Here is a 21,539-nt window from a genome sequence, read left to right on the forward strand (position 1 = left end):
GAGCCGTGTGAGGGCGTGCTCGCACGGTCACGGCCGGGACGACGGCCGTGGACCCTCGTCCGACACGGCGGTGCGACCGGGCGAGGTCGCGGGCCGGGAGGCGTCATCCACAAAAGGATCCGAGCCGCGGCATGGGCCGGGCGGTCCGTCACGCACATCCAGGGAGGACCCGGTGGGTCACCAGATCTCGCGCAGAACCCTCTTCCGCACCGCGAGCGGACTGGCCGTCGCCGGCGCGCTCGGCAGCTCGCTCAGCGCCTGTGCCGGCGGCACCGGCGCCGGCAGCACCAGCAGCGACCTGACCATGACCTGGTGGGGCAGCGACGACCGCCACAACGCCTACAAGAAGTCGCTGGCCTACTTCCAGAAGCAGAACTCGAAGATCAAGATCCGCGAGACCTACCAGGGCTACGACGGCTACTTCGACAAGTTCAACACCAACATCGCCGGCGGCAGCGCCCCCGACCTGCTCCAGATGGACACCGCCCTGGTGGCGCAGTACGCGCGCAAGGGCGTCCTCGCCCCGCTGGACTCCTACGTCGGCAAGACCCTGGACCTCACCGGCTTCTCCAAGACCCTCCTCGCCGCCGGCACCGTCGACGGCAAGCTCTACGGTGTGCCCTCCGGCATCGGCGTCAACCAGCTCACCGTCAACCGCAGCGGCCTGGAGAAGCTCGGCCTGAAGCTGCCGGACCGCGAGTGGACCTGGGCCGACCTGAAGAAGATCGCTCAGGACGTGTACAAGAAGAGCGGCGGGAAGACCTACGGCGTCGACGACGGCGGTGGCTCCACCCTCCAGTGCTTCGAGATCTTCGCCCGTGAGAAGGGCCAGCAGTTCTTCTCCGACGACGGCAAGAAGCTCGGCTTCACCTCCGACACCCTCCAGGAGTGGTGGGAGTACTGGGCGGAGATGCGCCAGACCAACGCCTCCCCGCCGCCCGCCATCACCTCCGCCGCGCACAACGACCTCACCAAGAACGCGGTGGTCATCGGCAAGGCCCTGTTCACCTTCGACTCCGGTGTCTACGGCGCGGGCGGTTCCATCACCGATGCCCAGCTGGACTTCCTGCCGACTCCGCAGGGCGACTTCTCCGGCGCCCGCGAGGGCAACTTCGTCAACGGCGGTGTGCTGCTGAGCGCCACCAAGGCCAGCAAGAAGGTCGCCGACTCGGTGAAGATCATGAACTTCTTCGCCCAGGACGACACCGCGATCAAGGACATGCAGCTGTTCCGCGGCATCCCGCCGACGGAGAAGGCCCGCAACCTGATCGCCTCGGGCCTGACCGAGACGGACAAGCTGAACATGGAGAACGCCGACTACATCTCCCAGCGGGTCTCCAAGGCGTCCAACGCGCTGCCCGCGCCGGTGCCGCCGCCGCAGGGCGCCGACCAGATCTGGGACCTGTTGTTCGAGTCGAACCTCGCGGTTGCCTTCGGCAAGAAGTCGATCAAGGCGCAGTTGGGGGAGTTCTTCGATCAGGCCGCCGGGATTCTCGGGGGGTAGCGCCCAAGGGGAGTGCCGCGATGTGTCGTGTTGCGTCTGCGGGCGCGTTGTGGCTGGTCGCGCCCACGCGGCGGTAGCCGCAAATCAAATGGGGCCCCGCCCCTTCAGGGCGTTGCAGCGCAGGGCACCTAGGCAGTACCGGGAGAGGGTCAGGGAGAGATGAGTATGACCACCGCGCAGACCGACGCGGTCGTGAAGGAGCCGTCGGGTTCCGTGACCGTGTCCGACCAGCGGGAGCGTGACCGTATGCGCCGCCGCCTCGCCAGACGGCGGGGCGGGGGCTGGTGGCCGTACCTCTTCCTGGCCCCCTGGTTCGTCGGGCTGTTCGGGCTGACGATCTATCCGATGCTCGACTCGCTGTATCTGTCCTTCACCAACTTCGACCTGCTGACGCCCGCGCAGTGGGTCGGCATGGACAACTACGACCGGATGTTCACCGACGACCCGGTCTTCTGGGACTCGGTGCACGCCACCCTCGTGTACGTCCTGGTGTCCGTGCCTCTGAAGCTCGCCCTGGCCCTCGCCGTGGCGATGCTGCTCAACCGGGATCTGAGGGGCATCGGACTGTACCGGGCGGCCTTCTACCTGCCGTCCCTGCTCGGCGGGGCCGTGGCCATCGCCATCGTGTGGCGGCAGGTCTTCGGCGGCGAGGGCCTGTTCAACGACTTCCTGGGCTGGTTCGGGCTCAACACCGGCCAGGACTGGATCTCCAGCCCCGACACCGCGCTCTACACGCTCGTCCTGCTGGCCGTCTGGCAGTTCGGCACCCCGATGGTCATCTTCCTCGCCGGTCTGAAGCAGCTGCCGAGGGACGTGTACGAGGCGGCCTCGATCGACGGCGCCGGCCCCGTCACCCGGTTCTTCAAGATCACACTGCCGCTGCTCACGCCGATCGTCTTCTTCAACGTGGTGCTGCAGATCATCGACGCCTTCAAGACCTTCACCCCGGCGTTCGTGATCAGCAACGGCTCCGGCGGGCCGCTCAACTCGACCATGCTGTACTCCCTGTACCTGTACAAGAAGGGCTTCACCGACCTTCAGATGGGGTACGCCTCCGCGCTGGCCTGGGTGCTGTTCCTGGTCATCGCACTGTTCACGGCGGTCAACTTCATCGCCAGCCGCTTCTGGGTCCATTACGACGACTGACGACCGAGCGAGGAGTCCTACACCATGTCCGCCATCACCTCGGCCCAGCCGTCGAAGTCACCGCTGCACAAGCTCCGCTCGCTGACCGGCCCGCGCCGCATCTTCGCGCACACGCTGCTCATCGGCGTCGCCGTCGTCATGCTCTATCCGCTGATGTGGATGCTGAGCAGCTCCCTCAAGCCCGACACCGAGATCTTCACCCAGCCCGGTCTCATCCCGAACCAGGTGCGTCCCGAGAACTACTCCGAGGGCTGGAGCGGCTCCGGCAACTCCTTCTCCCTCTACATCACCAACTCGCTGATCGTGACGATCGGCGCGGTGATCGGAAACGTCATCTCCTGCTCGCTGGCCGCCTACGCCTTCGCGCGCTTCGAGTTCCGCGGCAAGAAGATCTGGTTCGGCCTGATGCTCGGCACGCTGATGCTGCCGACGCAGGCCGTGCTGATCCCGCAGTACACGATCTTCTACAACCTGACCTGGATCAACACGTTCCTGCCGCTGATCGTGCCGAAGTTCCTCGCGGTGGACGCCTTCTTCATCTTCCTGATGGTCCAGTTCATCCGCTCCATCCCGCGCGAGCTGGACCAGGCCGCCATGGTGGACGGCGCCAACCCGTGGAAGATCTACTGGAAGATCATCCTGCCCCTGATGAAGCCGGCGCTGATCACCACCACGATCTTCACCTTCATCTGGACCTATGACGACTTCCTCCACCAGCTCGTCTACCTCCAGCAGAACGACAAGTTCACCGTCCCCCTCGGCCTCACCCTGTTCCTCGACCAGACCAGCGGCTCCTCCTACGGCGCCATGTTCGCCATGTCGACACTCGCCCTCCTGCCCACGCTCATCTGCTTCCTCGTCTTCCAGAAGAGGCTGGTCGAAGGCATGGCGACCTCCGGTATGAAGGGCTGACCCCCGTGCATCTCCCTCGCCAGCTCGGCGCCCTGCACGACCTCCCCGACACCCCGGAGGCCTACGACGCCGTCCTCGCCGGTGTCGCCGAACAGGCCCTGGCCCGGCTCACGCCCGAGGGCAACCTCGAACACCCGGACTGCGTCGACGACATCGGCGACACCTCACTCGGCGTCACCTCGCTCCTCGCCCTCGCCTGGCGACGCGGCAAGGACCCGCGCCTCCCGGAGGCGGTACGCCACAGCCTCGCCTTCCACCTGCGGGAGCGCGTGTACACCGAGGACAACCCCGGCTACCCGAATCTGAAGGTGCGCGGGTCCGGCCTTCCGTACGCCCGGTACACCCTCGCGGCAGGCGCGCACCCCATCGGGGACTGGCCCAGCACGGTGTGGGCGCTGCTCCAGGCGGTCGACGTGCTGGATCTCGCGGAGGGGCTCGTCGAGGACGAGCAGCGCGCCGAACTCGTCGCGGTGGCGCACGGATACTGGCGTTGGCTGACCGAGGCGACCTTCTTCAATCCGCAGGAGGCCGGCAACCAGGCGATCGGCTGTGTGGTCGGCGGACTGATGCTGGCCCGGCATCTGCCCGCCGCGGACGGCGACGCGGTGCGGGAGCGTGCCCTGCGCGTGTACGAGGAGGAGATCCGCGCCCACCGCGTGCGTGACCGGGGCGCCCTGCTGCCGCCCGAGCACGGTGGGGCGTACGACAACAACTACGGCCCGATCTCCCTGTCCTTCCTCGCCCAGGCCCACCGGATCAGCGGCGAGGAGATCTTCGCCGAGGACGGCGACGCGCTCGCCCGCTACATCGACGCCCGCCTGCCCACGGGCGGCTTCGACAACGGCGGCCCGCGCTACAGCGAGCAGCACAGCGGCTTCGAGTCGGTCCTCGGCCTGCGCTACTTCAGTGCCCGGATCGGCTCCGACCTCGGCCGCTACCGGGGCGACACCCGCTGGGGCCGGCACGCCGTCAAGGCGGACGGCTCAGTCGACGGCCACTTCGCCTGGATGCTGGTCTGGCAGACCCAGGACACCACGCGCTGGCACCGCACGCCGTCCACGACCCCGGCCCGCCACCAGCTCCGGGCGGGCAGCGTCTCGGTGGCCTTCGACGACCGGATGACCCCGTCGCTGGTCGAGGCGTCCGGCATCTACTACCTCCCCGCGGCGGTGAACCGGCAGCACGGCTTCGGCCCGGTGACGGACGGTTTCCTGCACTGCCGCCCGATGGGCGAGGTCCGTGTCCGGGACGTCCGCGCGGACGGCCTCACGGCCAAGCTGGTCACCAAGCCGGTCGTCGGCCGCGACCACGTCCTGCGCCATGTGCGGTCCCTGTACGTCACCGACGGCACGAGCCTGTGGACGACGGTCGCGGTGCAGCGGCTCCCGGGAACGCCGTATCTGCTCGCCGGTCTGCCGTACGCCGCCGACGACGGCGATCGCGTGCGCAGGAACGCGGAAGGTCAGGTCACGTCCGCCGGCGTTCTCCGCCTCACCCACCCGGAGCCGGAGGGCGAGGACCACTTCGACGCCCGCGCGGACCGGACCCAGGAGGAGGCGGCCTTCGCGCTGGCGGCCGACCCTCGCGGCTACGGCAACCCTGACCTGGGCTGGAGCCACCTCGTCGGTTCCTCGGCTCTGGAGGCCGAACCGGCCCTCGGCGGACCGGAGGACCTGCACGTCTTCGCCGTACGTTACGGGGCGACGGGTCCCTACGCGCCCGCCTTCGCTTCCGACGGCTCGGGCCTGACGGTCCGTACGGAGGCCTTCACCGCCGTGATCGGCGAGCCGGCGGGCGACGCGCAGGGAGAGCCCGAGCTGTCCCTGCGGGCTGTGTAGGCGGGAAGTTCACGCCCCCGCACGCGCCGAGGGCGGCTCGTGCGGGGCGGGCAGTGCCGTGACCGGCACCAGCAGGTCGGCGCGGTCGCGGGTCATGGCGACCAGTTCCGCGTTGGGCTGGTCCGAGCGCCGCACCCAGGCCACCGCCTCGTCGTGCGACTTGCCGAACTCCTCGTGCCGGGCGATCAGGCGCCGCAGCCGCTCCGGCTCGTCCGGCTCGCAGAACCACACCTCGTCCAGCTGCGGCCGGACCCGGGCCCAGGCGCCCGTGTCCAGCAGCAGGTAGTTCCCCTCGGTCACCACCAGCCGGGCCGTCGGCTGCACCGGGACGGCCCCCGCGATCGGCTGCTCCAGAACCCGCTCGAAGCCGGGCGCGTAGACGGTGCCGTCGTCGGCGTCCTCGTGCAGGCGCCGCAGCAGCGCCGCGTACCCCGCCGCGTCGAAGGTGTCGGGCGCGCCCTTGCGGTCCCGTCGGCCGAGCCGTTCCAGCTCGGCGTCGGCGAGATGGAAGCCGTCCATCGGCACATGGGCGACCCACGGCTCCCCGGCACCGTTCAGCTCCCGCACCAGGCGTTCGGCGAGCGTCGTCTTGCCGGACCCGGGACTGCCGGCGATGCCGAGCACGGCCCGACGGCCGTCACGGGGGAGGGACCGGGCGCGGGCGAGGAGGTCCTCGAAGGTCAGGGTCACATTGCAGAGTGTGGCAGCCGGCCTGTGGCGACCTCGGGCCGTCCACCCCGGTTCCTGATCGACCGGCGGCCATGAACCGGTGTCATCCGGCTGGCCGAACATGCTCTGCACACCCACTCCCTTCGGGTTACTTTGTCCGTGTTTTCGCTGATTTTCCGTTCCCCGCTGTCCAACTCGCCAGGCCGTGGGGCTCAGTAGCCCTACGGTTCGTAGGGGTGAGGGGTGGACGATGGCCCAGGGCACGCGGCCCATGCTCGTCGGTGCGGGGCGGCTCGACGAGGCGCTCGTGTTCGGCAGGTCACGGCGGGCACGCGGCGACGGCCCGCTCGCGGCGGTCGCCGGTGCCTTCGCCCTCGCCCAACTCCTCCTCGTGGGGCCCTCGATGGGCCTCGGCTGGGACGAGGTGGTGTACGTCAGCCAGGTCGCCGCCGACGCACCGGCCGCGTTCTTCAGCGCACCCCGCGCGCGGGGCGTCTCGCTCCTCGTGTGGCCCGTCGCCTCCTGGTCGTCGTCCACGACACTGCTGCGGTTCCATCTCGCCGTGCTGTCCGGACTCGGCCTGTACCTGGCCCTGCGCGCCTGGCGCGGACTGTTCGCGGCCCGCGTCCTGGCCGGCGCGGGCGCCCTGTTCGCCACCCTGTGGGTGACCCTCTTCTACGGCCCGCAGGCCATGCCCAACCTCTGGGTCGCGTACGGCGCCCTGCTCTGCGTCGGCTGCTTCCTGCGCGCCCGCGCCGACCGCCTCGACAAGCGCCCTCTGTGGGGCGTCCTGGCCGGCGCCGCGCTGATGGCCTGGATGCGGCCCACCGACGCCGTCTGGGTCACACTGCCGCTGCTCGCCCTCGTCGTGCAGGCGCGGCACCGGCGGCTCGCGGGAGCCCTCGCCCTGGGCCTGGCGGCAGGTGGAATCCCGTGGGTGATCGAGGCGTACGTCAGCTTCGGCGGCCTGCGCGAGCGGCTGAACGAGGCCTCCCGCATCCAGGGCGACCTCGGCTGGAACCTCGCTGTCGACGACCAGCTGCGCGCCCTCGTCGGAAGCGCCCTGTGCCGGCCGTGCGACTTGGCGACCCCTCATCCGGCCTACTACGCCTGGTGGTTCGTGCTCCCCCTGCTCGCCGCCTGCGGTCTCGCGGTCGCGGTCCGGTTCGGACGCACCACCCGCACCCTGCTCCCGCTGGCCTGCGCCACGACGGCAGCCTTCCCGTACCTGTTCCTGATCGGATACGCGGCACCCCGCTTCCTCCTGCCCGCCTACCTCCTCCTCGCCCTCCCGGTCGCCGACGCGCTGCGCCATCTGGTCACCGCACCGAACGGCCGGCTGCGCCCGGCGGCCGCGGCCGTGGTCGCGTTCGGCCTCGCCGGGCATCTGGCCGTGCAGTACGTCGTCCTGGACCGCATCGTGGACCGCACCGACTCCGCCCGCGGAGACTGGGCCCGCTCCGCAGCCGAACTGCACCGCCTGGGCGTGCGCCCGCCCTGTCTGCTCACCGGGCACCATGCCATCCCCGTCGCCCACTACACCGGCTGCGGCTCCGGCGCGATCGGCGGCCACAACGCCAACATCAGCCGGGCCGGCATCCTGCGGACCGCCCGCGGCGTCCCGGTCGGCGCGCTCTCCGTACCCGGCCGCGAACCGCCGCGGTACGCCAGTGACTGGGAGCTCCACCGCCTCGCCGGTCTGGTGGTCCGCATCGCCCCGGCGCCGGGTGCGGACGACACGGCATGACGCCTGAGCAGGTCCTCGCCAAGCCCTGGCGCAGACGCGCCTACTGGCACACCGCCCTCGCACTCGCCGTCCTGGTCGCCGTGTTCCTGCTGGCCCGACGCCACTGGCCGGTGCTGGAGACCGGCGCCGTCCGGCTCGCCCTCGCCGACCAGGGCTGGCTGCTGGTGGCCGCCGCGGCCGCGCTGGTGACCTGGCCGTGCGCGGCGCTCGCCCAACAGGGCGCGGTGCCCCGCCGGTTACCGCCCGGACGTCTGGTGGCGGGGCAGTTCGCCGCCTCGGCCGCCAATCAGGTGCTGCCCGCCGGTCTCGGCGCGGGCGCGGTGAACCTGCGCTTCCTCATACGCTGCGGCCTGTCGCTGGGCGACGCGGTCACCGCGATCGCGGTCAAGGGCACCGCCGGCGGGATCGCGCGCGGCGCCATGGTCGCCGTACTCTTCGCGGCCTTCCCCGGCGTGCTGCACCTCCCGCACTTCAGCGGGGGAATCCTGGTCGCGGTGTTCACGGCGGTCACCGTCGCGGTCCTCCTGCTGGTCGGCCCGCTGTGGCCCCGGTGCCGGCGGGCGCCGGCGACGGTCTGGGCGTACATCTGTGCCGTCCACGCGCGGCCGGCGCGTGCGGTGGCGCTGTGGGGTGGCTCGCTGGCCTTCGTCGTCCTGCACTGCGCCGTCCTGATCGCCGTCACCCGGGCGGTCGCCCTGCCCCTCCCGCCGGCCCGGGTGGCGCTGCTCTACGTCGCCGCGAGCAGCGCGGCCGCGCTGCTGCCGACGCCCGGCGGCCTCGGCTCCCTCGACGCCGTGCTCGCCCTCGCGCTGACCGCCGTCGGTGCCCCGGCGACGGCGGCCGCCTCCGCGGTGCTCGGCTACCGGCTGCTGACCGTGTGGCTGCCGCTGATCCCCGGGCTGGTGGTGCTCGCGGTGCTCGTCCGCCGCAGGGCCCTGTGAAGAAGGTCGAGGGCGTCTCCACGAGGCGGCGCTCGCCGTGCTTTCCCTCCCCATGGCGAAGAGCTGTGGTTTCCATGGCGAACAACTGCCCCGGCTTTTACTGCACATGGTTTGCAAGTACCGGAGGATGGCCGCAGGCTGTACAACGCAGCCGCCCTCCGCAGGAAAGACGCTCCCACCGCGATGACGGCTGCCCCTGGCTCCACTCCGACCCTCCCGGCCACGACACCCGCGTGGCACCGCGTCCGTTCTTCGATGACGCGGCAGGAGTGGAGCAGGGTCGGCGGCATGGCCGCGTTCGTGCTGGCCCTGCACATCATCGGCTGGTTCACCCTCGTCGCGGTCGTCGCGCCCCAGCACTACGACGTCGGTCAGCGGTCCTTCGGGATCGGCATCGGCGTCACCGCGTACACGCTCGGGATGCGGCACGCATTCGACGCCGACCACATCGCGGCGATCGACAACACCACCCGCAAGCTGATGGGGGAGGGACAACGGCCCCTGTCGGTCGGCTTCTGGTTCTCCCTCGGCCACTCCAGCGTGGTCCTCGCCCTGGCCGTGCTGCTCTCCCTCGGCGTGCGGAACCTGGCCGGACCGGTCCGCGACGACGGCTCCCGCCTCCACGCCGTCACCGGCCTGATCGGTACGACGGTCTCCGGCGCGTTCCTCTATCTCATCGCGGCGATCAATCTGGTCGCCCTGGCCGGCATCTGGAAGGTGTTCCGCCGGATGCGCTCGGGCCACTACGACGAGGCGGCCCTCGAAGAACAGCTGAACAACCGCGGCTTCATGAACCGCATCCTCGGCCGCGCCACGAGGTCGATCACCAAGCCCTGGCACATGTACCCGCTCGGCCTTCTCTTCGGCCTCGGCTTCGACACCGCGACCGAGGTCGCCCTGCTCGTCCTGGCCGGCTCCGGCGCCGCCGCCGGTCTGACCTGGTACGCGATCCTGTGCCTGCCCGTCCTGTTCGCGGCGGGCATGTCCCTACTGGATACGATCGACGGCACGTTCATGAACTTCGCCTACGGCTGGGCCTTCTCCCAGCCGGTCCGCAAGGTCTACTACAACCTCACGATCACCGGCCTGTCCGTCGCGGTCGCCCTCCTCATCGGCACCATCGAACTCCTCACCCTGCTCGCCGACCGCCTGTCCCTGCACGGCCCCTTCTGGACCTGGACCACCGGCCTCGACCTCAATACCGCCGGGTTCGCCGTCGTGGGCCTGTTCGCCGTGACCTGGGCCGTCGCCCTGGTGGTGTGGAGGGTCGGACGGATCGAGGAGAAGTGGACGACGGGCCCGCGCGCCGAGGAGCCCTGAGACCGCGCGGCCCGCGACCGGCGGCCCGGTCAGGCCCGCACCCCCACCTCCTTGCGCCACCGCACGAGCTGCTTGTCGGGATCGCCGATGTACGCCCATGGCGCCCGGGTGGCACGGCGGCCCAGAATGCGGAACAGGGCCGCGGCGATGTCGTGCGCTCCCGCGTGACAGGCCGCGTGGGCCAGGTAGTTGAAGTCGCGCAGTTCGCCGGGGGCCACGTTCTGGTCGGCGCGGCCCATGATCCAGCGCTCCCAGGTGCGGCGTACGTCGCTGACGGCGCCGTCGTTGCTCCAGTGCTGTCCGATCCCCATCGAACTGTGCCGGCCCTTGGCGGCGTCGAGGGCGTAGCGGAACTCCTCGACCCGGGCGTACTGCACGAGCACCGGCAGCGGGCAGCCGGGCGGTGCGACTCCGGCCGCGTCGCGGGCGAAGTCGTACATCAGGCCGTGGGTGCCGTGCCAGCGCGAGGAGTAGTAGTGCAGCACCTGGAGGTGCCCCTCCACGCTGTAGGGGTCCCGCCCGTGCAACTCGTCCCACCAGCGCCCGAGTTCCTGCCGCCGTACGCCCTGCGGATACAGCCGGGCGACGGAGATGAGGGAGATCCAGGGTGTCGGATCGTCCGGATAGGAGTCGGCGGCCCTGAGGCAGGAGAGCACCGCGGTGTCGATCCGCTGCTGGTCGATCGGCATGCCCCGGCCCGCGGCGATCGCCACGTTGAACGCCCGGGCCGTCTCCGTCGCCGCCCGCAGCACCAGCGCGTCACCGCTGTGCGGCTCGGCCGCCAGCCAGGACTCCACCGTCGAACTGCTCGCACACGCCTGGGCGAGCGACCGCACCCGGTGGCCCCGGGACAGCCAGTCGGGCCCGGTGACCCGCAGCAGCTCCCGCAGCCCCTGCCAGCGGCCGATCACGATGTCCTGGCGGGCGTGGGTGAGGGCCGAGTCCCCGCAGTCCGGGTCGAAGTCGGGATCGAAGTCGCGCTTGGAGTTGCCTCGCGCCATCGGGGTCTCCCTCAGAAGTCGGTCGGAAGACCCTCGTGGACGAGGGGGTTGGTGCCGCCGTCGGCCGGGACGTAGTCCGCCTCGACGGTCTGTGTGGCGTCCAGCTTGGACGGCCGGTAGTAGTCGCTGCCCTGCCGCCAGTACCAGAGCATCGGGATCAGCCCCGCCGCGAGACCGCCGATGCCGATCACGATCGCCGAGCGGCTCAGCTCGCCGAGCGACTCGACGAAGATCCAGAACATGAACAGCGCCCCGAACAGCGGCCACAGCCCGCCGAACACGAAGTCGCCCACCGACGTCAGCAGCATCTTGCGGTAGGCGACGACCGCCGCGAGCCCCGTCAGCCCGTAGTAGACGGCGATCTGCAGTCCGATCGCCGAGATGGCGTCGGAAAGGATGTCGCCCACCGAGCCCAGGGAGTTGGAGGCGATGAACATCGCCAGCGCCACCGCGCCGACCACCGCGATCGCCACCCACGGCGTGTTCCACCGGCGGTGCACCCGGCCCAGCGCGGCCGGCATCGTACGGTCCCGGCCCATCGCGAACAGCGAGCGCGTGACCTGGATGAGCGTGGTCTCCAGCGTGGCGATGGTGGACAGCATCACCGCCACGATCAGCAACTTGCCGCCCCAGCCCGGCCACACCTCCTCGCCGAGCACCGCCAGCACATTGGCGTCGTTCTCCTGGATCTGGCGGGAGGAGAGGATGACGTTCACCGCGATCGTGAACACCTCGAACAGCAGGAAGACCACACCCACCCCGATGAGCCCCGCGAGCCCTGTCGTACGGCGGCTGTTGCGGGTCTCCTCGCTGAGGTTGCTGGTGACGTCCCAGCCCCAGTAGTAGAAGGCGGCGATCAGCGCGCCCGAGGCGAATCCGGTCGCGCCGTCGAAGTGGTCGAAGCCGAGCCATGACCAGTCGAAGGCGCGGGCACTTCCCGAGTGGAAGAGGGCGAGCACGGCGAACAGGGCCAGTATGACCAGTTCGACACCGGACATCACGAGCTGCGCCCGGACCGTGAGCCGGGCCCCGCCCAGCACCACCAGCAGCATGAACAGGAACCAGCAGGCGCCGACCAGCGTGGACAGCGCGGTGTTATCCGCGAGTTCCCCGTCGAACAGGGCGAGCGTCATCGAGCCGGCGGGCAGCGAACCCGCCACCATGAAGATCGTCGCCGAGATCACCAGGGCCCAGCCGCTGACGAAGCCCAGGAAGGGATGGAGCGTCCGGCCGACCCAGGAGTAACTGGCGCCCGCGTTCACGTCGATCCGGCTGAGGCGGCTGTAGGCCAGCGCGATGCCCAGCATCGGTATCGCGCAGTACAGCAGCGCGGCCGGGCTGGCCAGGCCCACCGCACCGACGAGGACCGCCGTGGTCGCGGCGATCGAGTAGGCCGGGGCGCTGCCCGCGACCGCCATCACCACCGTGTCGAACGTTCCGAGGGCATTGGCTTGCAGCCCTCTGCCCCTGTTGTTGCTCATGCGCGCCGCTTTCCGTCTTGCACGACTTCAGGGCGAACCGGCCCCGACGCCGTAGAGGGGGGTGGGTGGAACAACGCCACGAACCGGAGAGGGGTGACCTCGGGTCAGGGGCGGCGAAAGAGAGGTGGCGGACACTGTACGCCGTTGCGTCGTCGTGCAGTCACGCCGTGTGTGCGAGTGATGATAGCCACACTCTTTGAGGGTTCAAGAGCCAACGGATCTTCCGGGGTTGGCGACCGCGCCACGGGATACGCGGTTCAGGACATGCACCAGCCGAACCAGGCGATGCCCGCGAGTGAGGGAGGCGGCCATGGGCCCCACCGAACGTACGCCCTCCGAGCCGATGGCGGACGACGCGTACCAGCCCACCGGAAGCAACGAGGAGCAGGAGGACGCCGCGCCGCTCGACCTTCAGGACGCCGTGGACGAGCGGACCTACGACGACATCCTCGACGAGGGCTACTCCCCGCCGGAGAAGCCGCTCGGGGTGACCAGGCACGGCACCACGGCAGCCGAACAGCACGACGGCGAGACCCTCGACCAACGGCTGGCCGAGGAGGTTCCCGAAGCGACCGTGCCGGTCGGCGACGACGTGGGCGACCTGCCCGGCGGCGACGGTGAACCCGTCGACCCCGAGGCCGGCACCGACCGCGCGGGCCGTCTTGTCGCCCCGGACGAGGGAGCCCACCCTGACACCACGAAGGAGGAGGTCGCCGCCGACCTGGGCATCGACGGCGGAGCGGCCGGCGCCGAGGAGGCCGCGATGCACGTGGTCGACGACGAGGGGCTGCCGGACGGCGACCAGGAGATCTGAGGCCGGCGTGCCACCGAGTGGTCAGTCTCCGATGTGGTCGATCTGCCGGAGTCTGTTCGTGGCGTCCAGGGCGGCGACCTTGTAGGACTCCGCGAGGGTCGGATAGTTGAACACCGCGTCGACCAGATAGTCGACCGTACCGCCGCACCCCATCACGGACTGCCCGATGTGGATGAGCTCGGTCGCCCCCGTACCGAAGCAGTGCACCCCGAGCAGAGTGCGGTCCTCGGGGGAGACCAGCAGCTTCAGCATGCCGTGCGAGTCGCCGATGATCTGCCCACGGGCCAGCTCGCGGTAGCGGGAGATGCCGACCTCGAAGGGCACCAGGTCCTCGGTTAGCTGGTCCTCGGTCCGGCCCACGAAACTGATCTCCGGGATGGTGTAGATGCCGATCGGTTGGAGGTTGTGCATCTGACCGACGGGCTCTCCGCAGGCGTGGTAAGCCGCCGACCGCCCTTGCTCCATCGAGGTCGCGGCCAGTGCCGGGAAGCCGATGACGTCACCGACGGCGTAGATGTGCGGCACCTCGGTGCGATAGTGCTCGTCGACCTTGATCCGGCCGCGCGGGTCCGCTGCCAGCCCCGCCTTGTCCAGGTCCAGCTCGTCGGTGAGCCCCTGCCGGCCCGCCGAGTACATCACCGCGTCGGCGGGTATCTTCTTGCCGCTCTCCAGGAGGGTCAGCGTCCCGCGCGGATGCCGCTCGACCGCGGCGACGGTCTCCCCGAAGCGGAACGTGACGGCGAGATCCCGCAGGTGGTACTTGAGCGACTCGATCACTTCGACGTCGCACATGTCGAGCATCCCGGCGCGCTTCTCCACCACGGTGATCTTGCTGCCGAGCGCGGCGAACATGCTCGCGTACTCCATGCCGATCACTCCGGCACCGACGATGACCATGGAACGCGGCACCCGCTCCAGCGCCAGGACGTTGTCCGAGTCCAGGATCGTCCGCCCGTCGAACTCCACGCTGCCGGGCCGCGCGGGCCGGGTGCCGGTGGCGATCACGATGTGCTCGGCGGTCAGCAGCCGTTCATGGCCGGTGACCTCCTGCAGAGCGACGGTGTGCGGGTCGACGAAGCGACCGGTCCCGGCGTACAGGGCGACATGGTTGCGGGACAGCTGGCTGCGGATGACGTCCACCTCACGGCCGACCACGTGCTGGGTGCGGGCGGTCAGGTCGGCGACGGTGATGTCCTCCTTGAGCCGGTAGCTCTGCCCGTACAGATCGCGCTGGGTGAGACCCGTCAGGTACAGCACCGCCTCGCGCAGGGTCTTGGAGGGGATGGTGCCGGTGTGGATGGAGACGCCGCCGACCATGTCGGGGCGATCGACGACGGCGACGCGGCGGCCGAGCTTGGCCGCCGCGATGGCGGCCTTCTGACCGCCGGGTCCGGATCCGATGACGAGCATGTCGAGGTCGGGCACCCTCCGGAGTCTGACAGCCGGAGGGCCTCTTTCGAAAGGGCGAACCGTGAACGGTTGCCCGACCGAAGTGCCGGGGGCGGTACGGAAGTTGCGCCTCCGCATCGCCGCGCCCCCGGTGCTCGCGCCGCACCGGGGAGGTCGCGGCGGCCCGGCGCGATATCGCCACCATGGGTCGATAATGCCTATATGGGTCATCGACTCGCCGACGCGAGCACGCCGGCCCGGCTGGCCGCCCCGGAGGAGGGCATCGGCCGGGACGAACTGGCGCTCGCGACCCGCAACCACGGCCTGCCCCTCGAAGCCCTGCGCCACGACATCACCCCGCCCGGCCTGCACTACGTCCTGACCCACTACGACATCCCGTACGTCCCCGACGGCACCCCCTGGCACCTGGCCCTGGACGGCCGCGTCCACCGCCCCCTGCGCCTGGACCTGGCCGCCCTGCGGACGTTCCCGCCGGTCACGACCCGCGTCACGATGGAGTGCGCGGGAAACGGCCGCGCTCTGCTCACCCCCCGGCCGGTGAGCCAGCCGTGGCTCGTCGAGGCCGTCGGGACCGCAGACTGGACGGGCGTACCGCTGCGCCTGCTGCTCATCGAGGCCGGAGTGGATCCGAGCGCGGTCGACGTGGTCTTCACCGGCGCCGACCATGGGGTCGAGCGCGGCGTCGAACAGGACTACCAGCGCGCCCTGCCCCTGGCGGTGGCCCTGGGCGACGATCCCGAGGTACTGGTGGCGTACGCGATGAACGGCGCCCCACTGCCCCCGCAGCACGGCCGGCCGCTGCGGCTGGTCGTGCCCGGCTGGTACGGCATGGCGCAGGTGAAATGGCTGCGCGAGATCACCGTCGTGGACGAGCCGTTCACGGGATTCCAGCAGGCCGTGGCCTACCGGCTGCGCCGGCACGCCGAGGACGAGGGCGAGCCGGTCACGCGTATCGCACCGCGCGCCCTGCTGGTGCCACCCGGCTTCCCGGACTTCATGTCCCGGGCCCGTGTGGTCCGGCCCGGCCCGGTGGACCTGGAGGGGCGTGCCTGGTCCGGGCGCGCGCCGGTGACGCGCGTCGAGGTCAGCGTGGACGGGGGACGCACCTGGGAGGACGCCGAACCCACCCCGGACGACGGACAGCGCTGGGCGTGGCGCCGCTGGCGGCACAGGTGGACGGCGACCCCGGGTGAGCACGTGCTGAGCGCCCGGGCCACCGACGCCGGAGGACACAGCCAGCCACTGGACCAGCCCTGGAACCGCGGAGGCTTCGCGAACAACCTCGTCCAGCGGGTCCCGGTGCTGTGCACGGACGAGGACGGCGGCCGGGCGCCTGCGTGAGCGGCCCGACGGGCGCACATGGCCGCCCCGGGTGGCCGTGCGGACCCGGGGCGGGCAGGGCGGGTACGGCTAGGGCAGCAGCTTGTCGAGAGCGGACGGCCCCTCGGCCGCCAGCTTGCGCTTCGCCCATTCCAGATTGCGTGGGGTGAGGTCCTTGCCTGAGGCAAGCACGATGTCCTCGGGGGACACCTCGGTGCCGGTGCGGGCGTGGAGCAGGTCGTCCGGGGTGGTGCGCTCCCCGGACGGCCCGGACGCTTCGGGCTGGGACGTCGGCATCATCTGTGCTCCTCGGATCCGGATGACTACTTCGGGCCCGGTGCGGTCATCGGGTCTGTTAACACCATTCAACGCCTGAGCGGACCCTGCATCCGGAGGCGCCGGCACCCCACCCCCTCCCGCGCCGTGTCAGCCCTCGAAGGGCGTGAGCGTCAGCGTGATCCCCGTCGGCGCCGTGTCCTGGATGTACGAGGCGAAGTCGGCCACGTCGTCGAAGGCGAAGCCGTACGCCTTGCCGTCCGCGGTGGCCGCGTGCATCGCCTTGGCGTAGTGATTGGTCAGGTCGGTCCGGTAGAAGGTGCCGGCGTCGGTCGTGGGCTGGGCGGGATGGCTGAGCAGGGTCGAGCGGTTGAAGCCGGCACCGAGCACCGCGGCGACGGGACCGGTCGTGCCGTCGTTGGGGGCGGCTAGATTGCCGTCGCAGAACAGCACGTCCCGCGTCGACGGCTTGGCGAAGGACACCTGGGCGGGCCCGTCGAAGGTGAACCGATCACCGCGGACCCGCCCGGTGAACGTCCCCGCATTGGTCGTGACGGTGAGGTCCCGCCCGGTGTACGTGCTCCACACCTCGTCGATGTACGGCGCGAGGTAGTCCTTGGCGAACAGTCCGGCGTCCAGACCGTGACCCGGGGCGATGAGGCGCCTGTCGTCCACGACGAGCGGAGCGAACTGCTCGACCTGGCGGACCGCTGCGAACGCGTCCGCCCGTCCGCCGGCGCGCAGTCGGCCCGTCGACTGGTCCTTGGCACCGGTCAGCCGGATGCTCATCGGCACGCTGAACATGTCGACCATGGTGGTGTTGCAGAACATGCCCGAGGCGTTGTACGTGAACTCTGCACAGTCGTGCAGGACCGGGTAGTTGGGGTCGGACGTCACCCAGCCCGCCGGGTACTGGAGCGCGGCATTGCCGTTGCCGTCGGTCACGGCCTTGAACTTGAGCTTCTCGCCGAGCGACACATAGATCCGGCCGGACATGTAGGGGAGGGACAGCCGGGTCTCGCCGCTGCCGGCCAGGGAGATGGCGTAGTCGGTGAAGCCGTCGGAGCCGTTGTCCGACAGTGCGATCGGCGCGAGGGTGCCGTCGGGCGTGACACGGACCTGCCTGCCGTCCTGGTTGCCGACGATGTAGAGGTGCACGCTCGCGTTGCCGAAGGAGCCGCTGTCGTTGACGATCGTCAGCGGCAGCGGACCCGCCGCGACGGACGCGTCGCCGGCAGCGGACGTGTCCGCGAGGGCGTACGGGGCCAGGGTGGCGGCGGCGGGGACGGCCACCGCCGCACCGCCGAGGGCGAGGAGAAGCCTGCGTCGACCGAGTGGGCGCTGATGACGGGGTGCCATGTGGGGGGTCTCCCGGAGTACTCGTGGGGGTACTTGGGTCGCGGCGGCGGGCCTGCAAGGTCGTCCCGAGAGAGATGGCGAAAAGCGTCCCCTGAGAGCGCTCTCGGAATGTCCTCGGACCGACCGTCAGTGCCGCCGATGAGCCCCGATGGTACGCATGCCCCTCGCGTCGGCCAACAGGTCTGCACCAGGCCCAAAACCCCCTGAACTGCGAGAACTTGAACCAACACGGAATGACTACATCCGCTTAACCCTCGCCTAAGGTTGGCTTAAGTCTGTCAAGGGTTGGTGAGAGCGCTCTCAGCATTCCCCGGTTGACGACCCCCGATAGACGCGGAAAACCCGTGGCGACGCCGCCGAAGATCACGTACTGTGTGGCTCCACGCCTTGAGACGGACGGAAGGAGGCGAGTGCCGTGCAGTTCACATCTTTCCCGCGCTCCCTTCTTCGCTGCCCCGGCGTGCTGTTCACGATCTGACCGGGAGCGCTCCAAGCAGCCTGTATCCCGGAGGAATCCGTGACCGATCTGGTCATCCGCGCGCTCACCACGAGCGACGCCCATCTCTTCGACGCACACCCCGACCCGCTGGACGCCGGTGACGGCCACCGGCGTACCCGGTTCCGCACCGAGTGGAAGCGGGTGGCCCTGCGCGACGGCACGGTCGTCGCCCGTGGCGCCTGGTGGGGCGGCCCCGACGACTCGGAGCCCATCAACATCAACTGGTTCGACGTGACCGAGGGCGAGGAGGAGGCCGGCGCCGAACTCCTGCGGTCCGTCCCCTGGCGGGTCGAACTGGAGATCAACCTGCCCAGCGGCTGGCGGGACGACCCCGTCCTCAAGGCCGCCGCCGAGGCCCGGTTCAACGCCGCACGCGCGGCCGGGTACGAACTCCTCGTCGAACGCTTCCTGTACCGCTGGACCCCGGAGCTCGGACTGCCCGAGCGTCCCGGACGGCTGCGCTTCGGCGCCGAGTCCGACGACGCGGTCTTCTTCGACGCCCTGCGCCGCATCCACTCCGCCACCCTGGACGCACACTCGCTGCGCGCCATCGAGGAGGGCGGCCTCGACCAAGCCGCCCAGGAGGAGCTGGACTTCTTCCACTGGTGCCCGTCCCCACGGGAGTGGTGGCAGGTCGCCTACACCCCGGAGGGCGACCTGGCCGGCATCCACATCCCGGCGCACAATCCCTCCGGCCCGACCATCGGCTTCATCGGGGTCGTCCCGGAACAGCGCGGCCACGGCTATGCCTACGACCTCCTCGCCGAGTGCACCCACTTCCTCACCGAGCAGGGCGCGGAGGTCATCACCGGGGGCACGGACCAGGGCAACTTCCCCATGGCCGCGAACTTCACCAAGGCCGGCTACCCCGTTGTGAAGGAACGCATCAACTTCCATCCGGTGGGCCAGGCGTAGCGAGCGCCAGCACCCTCTTGTGAGGGAGGGCGGCCCGGACCTCGACCGCAGGTCCGGGCCGTCTGTCAGTGCCCGGTGGCATGCTGGCCGACAGTGATCGACGGCGGGTGACGGAGGGGCGGCATGGGGTTCGACGGCGGCGTCTGGCAGGTGCGCAGCGGCGAGGAGCCGGTGGGGGAGATCCGTATCGACGAGGCCGACTTCCCCTGGCTGTCCGGCCACTTCACGCCCGGCCCGGGATACGACGATGTCCGTGACCTGTTCGCCCGTGAACTGGCGCTGCTGGAGCGGGACCACGACGAGCTCTGGGAGGAATGGGAGGCCGCCTACGACGAGATCCGAAGACGCGTCTCACTGTCCTCGCCGGACGGCCCCGTCGCCGAGTTCCTGCTGCACATCGAGGGTGACAGGGCGTGGTTCCGGTGGAGCGAGGAGCCGTTCGAGGACTAGTGCTCCGCCCCCCGGTCGACTCAGGGAAGGGCACCCGCGTGGCTGCCGCGCACGGCATCCCGCAGCCGAGCGGCGTCCCTGCTGGGCGGTGCGCCGAACTGGCGGCGGTATTCCCGGCTGAACTGTGACGGGTTGTCATAGCCGACGCGCTGACCCACGCCCGTGACATCGCCCGGGTGTGTGGTGAGCAGCAGCCTGGCCTCCTGGAGCCTGATCTGCTTCTGGAACTGGATGGGGCTCATCGCGGTCACCGCCTGGAAGTTGCGGTAGAAGGCGGAGACGCTCATGCCGGACCTGCGGGCGACGTCCTCCACCCGGAAGGGCTCCGCATAGTGCTCGCGGATCCAGCGCACGGCCCGCGAGACATGACTGAGGCTGCTGTCGGCGAGGCCGAGCTGCCGAACCGTCGCTCCCTGCTCACCCGTGATCAGGCGCCACAGGATCTCGCGCTTGACCAAGGGGGCGAGCACGGCCCGATCGCGGGGTTCGTCGAGCAGACGCAGCAGCCGGACCACCGCGTCGAGGAGTGCCGTGGAGGCGTCGCTGACGGCGATCCCCGACGGTGCGCCTGGGCCGGCCCGGGGAGCGTCTCCCGGCCCGGCCTGGAGCAGCAGTTCGGCGACGGCTGACGGCTCCAGGGTGAGACCGAAGCCCAGCGCCGGCTGCTCGGGGCCGACCTGGAGGAACTGTCCGGTGACGGGCAGATCGACGGAGGCGACCAGGTACTGCCCGGGGCCGTACTCATAGACCCGGTCGCCCAGGGCGAGTCGTTTGGCGCCCTGGGCGATCACCGCGAGGACCGTGCCGGACATCGAGGGCGCCGGTGGGTCGGGCCGGTCGACCTTCGAGATGAGCACCCCGTCGATGGCGGTCGTCCAGTCGGGTCGGACGTGCCGGGCCAGCAGGGCGCGGAGTTCTTCCAGCGGCATACGGCCATTGCAGCACGGTTGCGTGCGACGGTTCCCGCAGGCGAGAGGATCGTGCAAGTACCGGCGAGCATCGTTCTAACGTATCCGCAGGTCAGATGGGTTGAATGGAATCACTGCACCGCTTCCGTTTCGCTCAGAGGAGAGACCATGAAGATCGCCATCGTCACCGGCGCCAGCTCCGGCATCGGACAGAGTGCCGCCATCGAGATCGCCGGGCGCGGGGTCGGAGTGATCCTGACCTATGGCAGTAACGCCCGCGGCGGACAGGAGACGGTCGCCGCCATCGAGCAGGCGGGCGGCACCGCCGTGGCGCTGCCGCTGGACGTCGGTGCGAGCGACACCTTCGACGCCTTTCGCGACAAGGTGGCCGGCGTGCTGCGCGACACCTGGGGGCGCGACACCTTCGACCACCTGGTCAACAACGCGGGGATCGCGCAGACGGCGTTGATCGAGGACATGTCGGAGGAGATGTTCGACCGGCTGACCCGGGTCCTGCTGAAGGGGCCGTACTTCCTGACGCAGAAGCTGCTGCCCCTGATGGCGGACGGGGGCGCCGTCGTCAACACGAGCAGCAACTCGGCGGCCACCACGACCGGCCTGGAGCCCGGCTACTCGGCCTACGCCACCATGAAGGGCGGCCTCGACGTCCTGACCCGCTACATGGCCAAGGAGTTCAGCGGCCGCGGCATCCGCGTCAACGCGGTCTCGCCCGGGGCGACGCGCACCCGCCTCGCCGACGACGCCTTCACCCGGTACCCGGAAGTCGTCCCGGCTCTCGCCGCGAAGACGGCGTTCGGCCGCGTCGGGGAACCCGACGACATCGGCGCGATGATCGCCACCCTGGTCTCCGACGAGAGCCGCTGGGTCACCGCCCAGAACATCGAGGTGTCGGGCGGCTACAACCTCTAGGCCGGTCCGCGAAGTCCCGCCTGCCCCGCGACGCATGGCACGCTCCCCAGGCCGAGAGCACGCACCAGATGCCGCGGGACCCGCCCTGCGGGCGGACGA

The 21,539-nt window shown here is 70.3% G+C and carries 19 protein-coding genes; 12 read left to right on the plus strand and 7 right to left on the minus strand.

Annotated elements, in window-relative coordinates; all coding sequences use genetic code 11:
* The first annotated feature begins 172 nt into the window (after positions 1-172).
* From ACFQ6S_RS04155 to ACFQ6S_RS04170, 4 genes are all read left to right on the plus strand, one after another.
* The gene (locus ACFQ6S_RS04155) at positions 173-1,504 is read left to right on the plus strand and encodes an ABC transporter substrate-binding protein (RefSeq protein WP_383403139.1); all 1,332 of its coding nucleotides are present in this window, start codon (positions 173-175) and stop codon (positions 1,502-1,504) included.
* Between the two features lie 165 nt (positions 1,505-1,669).
* Positions 1,670-2,650 carry a carbohydrate ABC transporter permease gene (locus ACFQ6S_RS04160; protein WP_383403141.1) on the plus strand — a complete coding sequence of 327 codons (981 nt, stop codon included), beginning with the start codon at positions 1,670-1,672 and terminating at the stop codon, positions 2,648-2,650.
* Between the two features lie 24 nt (positions 2,651-2,674).
* Complete coding sequence (locus tag ACFQ6S_RS04165; RefSeq protein WP_383403144.1) at positions 2,675-3,562, plus strand: carbohydrate ABC transporter permease; 888 nt, start codon at positions 2,675-2,677, stop codon at positions 3,560-3,562.
* Positions 3,563-3,567: 5 nt separating this feature from the next.
* Positions 3,568-5,400 carry a hypothetical protein gene (locus tag ACFQ6S_RS04170; protein ID WP_383403147.1) on the plus strand — a complete coding sequence of 611 codons (1,833 nt, stop codon included), beginning with the start codon at positions 3,568-3,570 and terminating at the stop codon, positions 5,398-5,400.
* A gap of 9 nt (positions 5,401-5,409) precedes the next feature.
* Here the strand turns inward: ACFQ6S_RS04170 and ACFQ6S_RS04175 are convergent, their stop codons facing one another.
* Positions 5,410-6,090 carry a nucleoside/nucleotide kinase family protein gene (locus ACFQ6S_RS04175; protein ID WP_383403150.1) on the minus strand — a complete coding sequence of 227 codons (681 nt, stop codon included), beginning with the start codon at positions 6,088-6,090 and terminating at the stop codon, positions 5,410-5,412.
* 229 nt (positions 6,091-6,319) lie between these two features.
* Here ACFQ6S_RS04175 and ACFQ6S_RS04180 point away from each other — a divergent pair, with 229 nt between their 5' ends.
* The 3 genes from ACFQ6S_RS04180 (at position 6,320) to ACFQ6S_RS04190 (ending at position 10,077) form a co-directional block, all read left to right on the plus strand.
* A complete protein-coding gene (locus ACFQ6S_RS04180) occupies positions 6,320-7,816 on the plus strand; it encodes a hypothetical protein (protein ID WP_383403153.1) in 1,497 nt (498 codons plus the stop codon).
* Entirely contained in the window at positions 7,813-8,757 is a 945-nt protein-coding gene (locus tag ACFQ6S_RS04185; protein WP_383403156.1) for a YbhN family protein, read from the plus strand. Before ACFQ6S_RS04180 ends, ACFQ6S_RS04185 begins: the two co-directional genes overlap by 4 nt.
* Positions 8,758-8,940: 183 nt before the next feature.
* Complete coding sequence (locus ACFQ6S_RS04190) at positions 8,941-10,077, plus strand: HoxN/HupN/NixA family nickel/cobalt transporter (protein WP_383403159.1); 1,137 nt, start codon at positions 8,941-8,943, stop codon at positions 10,075-10,077.
* A 29-nt stretch (positions 10,078-10,106) separates the two neighbouring features.
* On the opposite strand, the gene ACFQ6S_RS04195 is transcribed toward ACFQ6S_RS04190, so the two are convergent.
* Both ACFQ6S_RS04195 and ACFQ6S_RS04200 read right to left on the minus strand, forming a co-directional pair.
* The gene (locus ACFQ6S_RS04195) at positions 10,107-11,078 is read right to left on the minus strand and encodes a hypothetical protein (RefSeq protein ID WP_383403161.1); all 972 of its coding nucleotides are present in this window, start codon (positions 11,076-11,078) and stop codon (positions 10,107-10,109) included.
* 11 nt (positions 11,079-11,089) lie between these two features.
* Positions 11,090-12,559, minus strand: coding sequence for an APC family permease (locus ACFQ6S_RS04200; RefSeq protein WP_383403164.1), 1,470 nt, complete (start codon positions 12,557-12,559; stop codon positions 11,090-11,092).
* Positions 12,560-12,869: 310 nt separating this feature from the next.
* Here ACFQ6S_RS04200 and ACFQ6S_RS04205 point away from each other — a divergent pair, with 310 nt between their 5' ends.
* Complete coding sequence (locus ACFQ6S_RS04205) at positions 12,870-13,373, plus strand: DUF5709 domain-containing protein (RefSeq protein WP_383403167.1); 504 nt, start codon at positions 12,870-12,872, stop codon at positions 13,371-13,373.
* Positions 13,374-13,394: 21 nt separating this feature from the next.
* On the opposite strand, the gene sthA is transcribed toward ACFQ6S_RS04205, so the two are convergent.
* Positions 13,395-14,798: a Si-specific NAD(P)(+) transhydrogenase gene (sthA, locus tag ACFQ6S_RS04210; RefSeq protein ID WP_383403170.1), complete on the minus strand. Its 1,404-nt coding sequence runs from the start codon at positions 14,796-14,798 to the stop codon at positions 13,395-13,397.
* A 186-nt stretch (positions 14,799-14,984) separates the two neighbouring features.
* Between sthA and ACFQ6S_RS04215 the strand changes: the two genes are divergently transcribed.
* Entirely contained in the window at positions 14,985-16,124 is a 1,140-nt protein-coding gene (locus ACFQ6S_RS04215; RefSeq protein ID WP_383403173.1) for a sulfite oxidase, read from the plus strand.
* 69 nt (positions 16,125-16,193) lie between these two features.
* On the opposite strand, the gene ACFQ6S_RS04220 is transcribed toward ACFQ6S_RS04215, so the two are convergent.
* Both ACFQ6S_RS04220 and ACFQ6S_RS04225 read right to left on the minus strand, forming a co-directional pair.
* The gene (locus tag ACFQ6S_RS04220) at positions 16,194-16,400 is read right to left on the minus strand and encodes a hypothetical protein (protein WP_383404316.1); all 207 of its coding nucleotides are present in this window, start codon (positions 16,398-16,400) and stop codon (positions 16,194-16,196) included.
* Positions 16,401-16,529: 129 nt separating this feature from the next.
* On the minus strand, positions 16,530-17,738 hold the full coding sequence (locus ACFQ6S_RS04225) for a glycoside hydrolase family 64 protein (RefSeq protein ID WP_383403176.1): 1,209 nt from the start codon (positions 17,736-17,738) through the stop codon (positions 16,530-16,532).
* A 517-nt stretch (positions 17,739-18,255) separates the two neighbouring features.
* Here ACFQ6S_RS04225 and ACFQ6S_RS04230 point away from each other — a divergent pair.
* Positions 18,256-19,152 carry a GNAT family N-acetyltransferase gene (locus ACFQ6S_RS04230; protein ID WP_383403178.1) on the plus strand — a complete coding sequence of 299 codons (897 nt, stop codon included), beginning with the start codon at positions 18,256-18,258 and terminating at the stop codon, positions 19,150-19,152.
* A 123-nt stretch (positions 19,153-19,275) separates the two neighbouring features.
* On the plus strand, positions 19,276-19,602 hold the full coding sequence (locus tag ACFQ6S_RS04235; RefSeq protein WP_383403181.1) for a hypothetical protein: 327 nt from the start codon (positions 19,276-19,278) through the stop codon (positions 19,600-19,602).
* A gap of 20 nt (positions 19,603-19,622) precedes the next feature.
* On the opposite strand, the gene ACFQ6S_RS04240 is transcribed toward ACFQ6S_RS04235, so the two are convergent.
* Positions 19,623-20,531 (minus strand): AraC family transcriptional regulator N-terminal domain-containing protein, encoded by a 909-nt coding sequence (locus tag ACFQ6S_RS04240; RefSeq protein ID WP_383403183.1) that lies wholly within the window; start codon positions 20,529-20,531, stop codon positions 19,623-19,625.
* Between the two features lie 147 nt (positions 20,532-20,678).
* Between ACFQ6S_RS04240 and ACFQ6S_RS04245 the strand changes: the two genes are divergently transcribed.
* Complete coding sequence (locus tag ACFQ6S_RS04245) at positions 20,679-21,440, plus strand: SDR family NAD(P)-dependent oxidoreductase (protein WP_383403186.1); 762 nt, start codon at positions 20,679-20,681, stop codon at positions 21,438-21,440.
* Positions 21,441-21,539: the final 99 nt, after the last annotated feature.

It is taken from the genome of Streptomyces sp. NPDC056479 (assembly GCF_042795335.1).
Taxonomy (GTDB): domain Bacteria; phylum Actinomycetota; class Actinomycetes; order Streptomycetales; family Streptomycetaceae; genus Streptomyces.

Bases quoted from the DNA above. Each gene is read 5' to 3' on its own strand.
- ACFQ6S_RS04160 (WP_383403141.1), top strand. From the start codon at position 1,670: ATGACCACCGCGCAGACCGACGCGGTCGTGAAGGAGCCGTCGGGTTCC.
- ACFQ6S_RS04165 (WP_383403144.1), top strand. From the start codon at position 2,675: ATGTCCGCCATCACCTCGGCCCAGCCGTCGAAGTCACCGCTGCACAAG.
- ACFQ6S_RS04180 (WP_383403153.1), top strand. From the start codon at position 6,320: ATGGCCCAGGGCACGCGGCCCATGCTCGTCGGTGCGGGGCGGCTCGAC.
- ACFQ6S_RS04185 (WP_383403156.1), top strand. From the start codon at position 7,813: ATGACGCCTGAGCAGGTCCTCGCCAAGCCCTGGCGCAGACGCGCCTAC.
- ACFQ6S_RS04190 (WP_383403159.1), top strand. From the start codon at position 8,941: ATGACGGCTGCCCCTGGCTCCACTCCGACCCTCCCGGCCACGACACCC.
- ACFQ6S_RS04195 (WP_383403161.1), bottom strand. From the start codon at position 11,078: ATGGCGCGAGGCAACTCCAAGCGCGACTTCGATCCCGACTTCGACCCG.
- ACFQ6S_RS04200 (WP_383403164.1), bottom strand. From the start codon at position 12,559: ATGAGCAACAACAGGGGCAGAGGGCTGCAAGCCAATGCCCTCGGAACG.
- ACFQ6S_RS04205 (WP_383403167.1), top strand. From the start codon at position 12,870: ATGGGCCCCACCGAACGTACGCCCTCCGAGCCGATGGCGGACGACGCG.
- ACFQ6S_RS04215 (WP_383403173.1), top strand. From the start codon at position 14,985: ATGGGTCATCGACTCGCCGACGCGAGCACGCCGGCCCGGCTGGCCGCC.
- ACFQ6S_RS04220 (WP_383404316.1), bottom strand. From the start codon at position 16,400: ATGCCGACGTCCCAGCCCGAAGCGTCCGGGCCGTCCGGGGAGCGCACC.
- ACFQ6S_RS04225 (WP_383403176.1), bottom strand. From the start codon at position 17,738: ATGGCACCCCGTCATCAGCGCCCACTCGGTCGACGCAGGCTTCTCCTC.
- ACFQ6S_RS04235 (WP_383403181.1), top strand. From the start codon at position 19,276: ATGGGGTTCGACGGCGGCGTCTGGCAGGTGCGCAGCGGCGAGGAGCCG.
- ACFQ6S_RS04240 (WP_383403183.1), bottom strand. From the start codon at position 20,531: ATGCCGCTGGAAGAACTCCGCGCCCTGCTGGCCCGGCACGTCCGACCC.
- ACFQ6S_RS04245 (WP_383403186.1), top strand. From the start codon at position 20,679: ATGAAGATCGCCATCGTCACCGGCGCCAGCTCCGGCATCGGACAGAGT.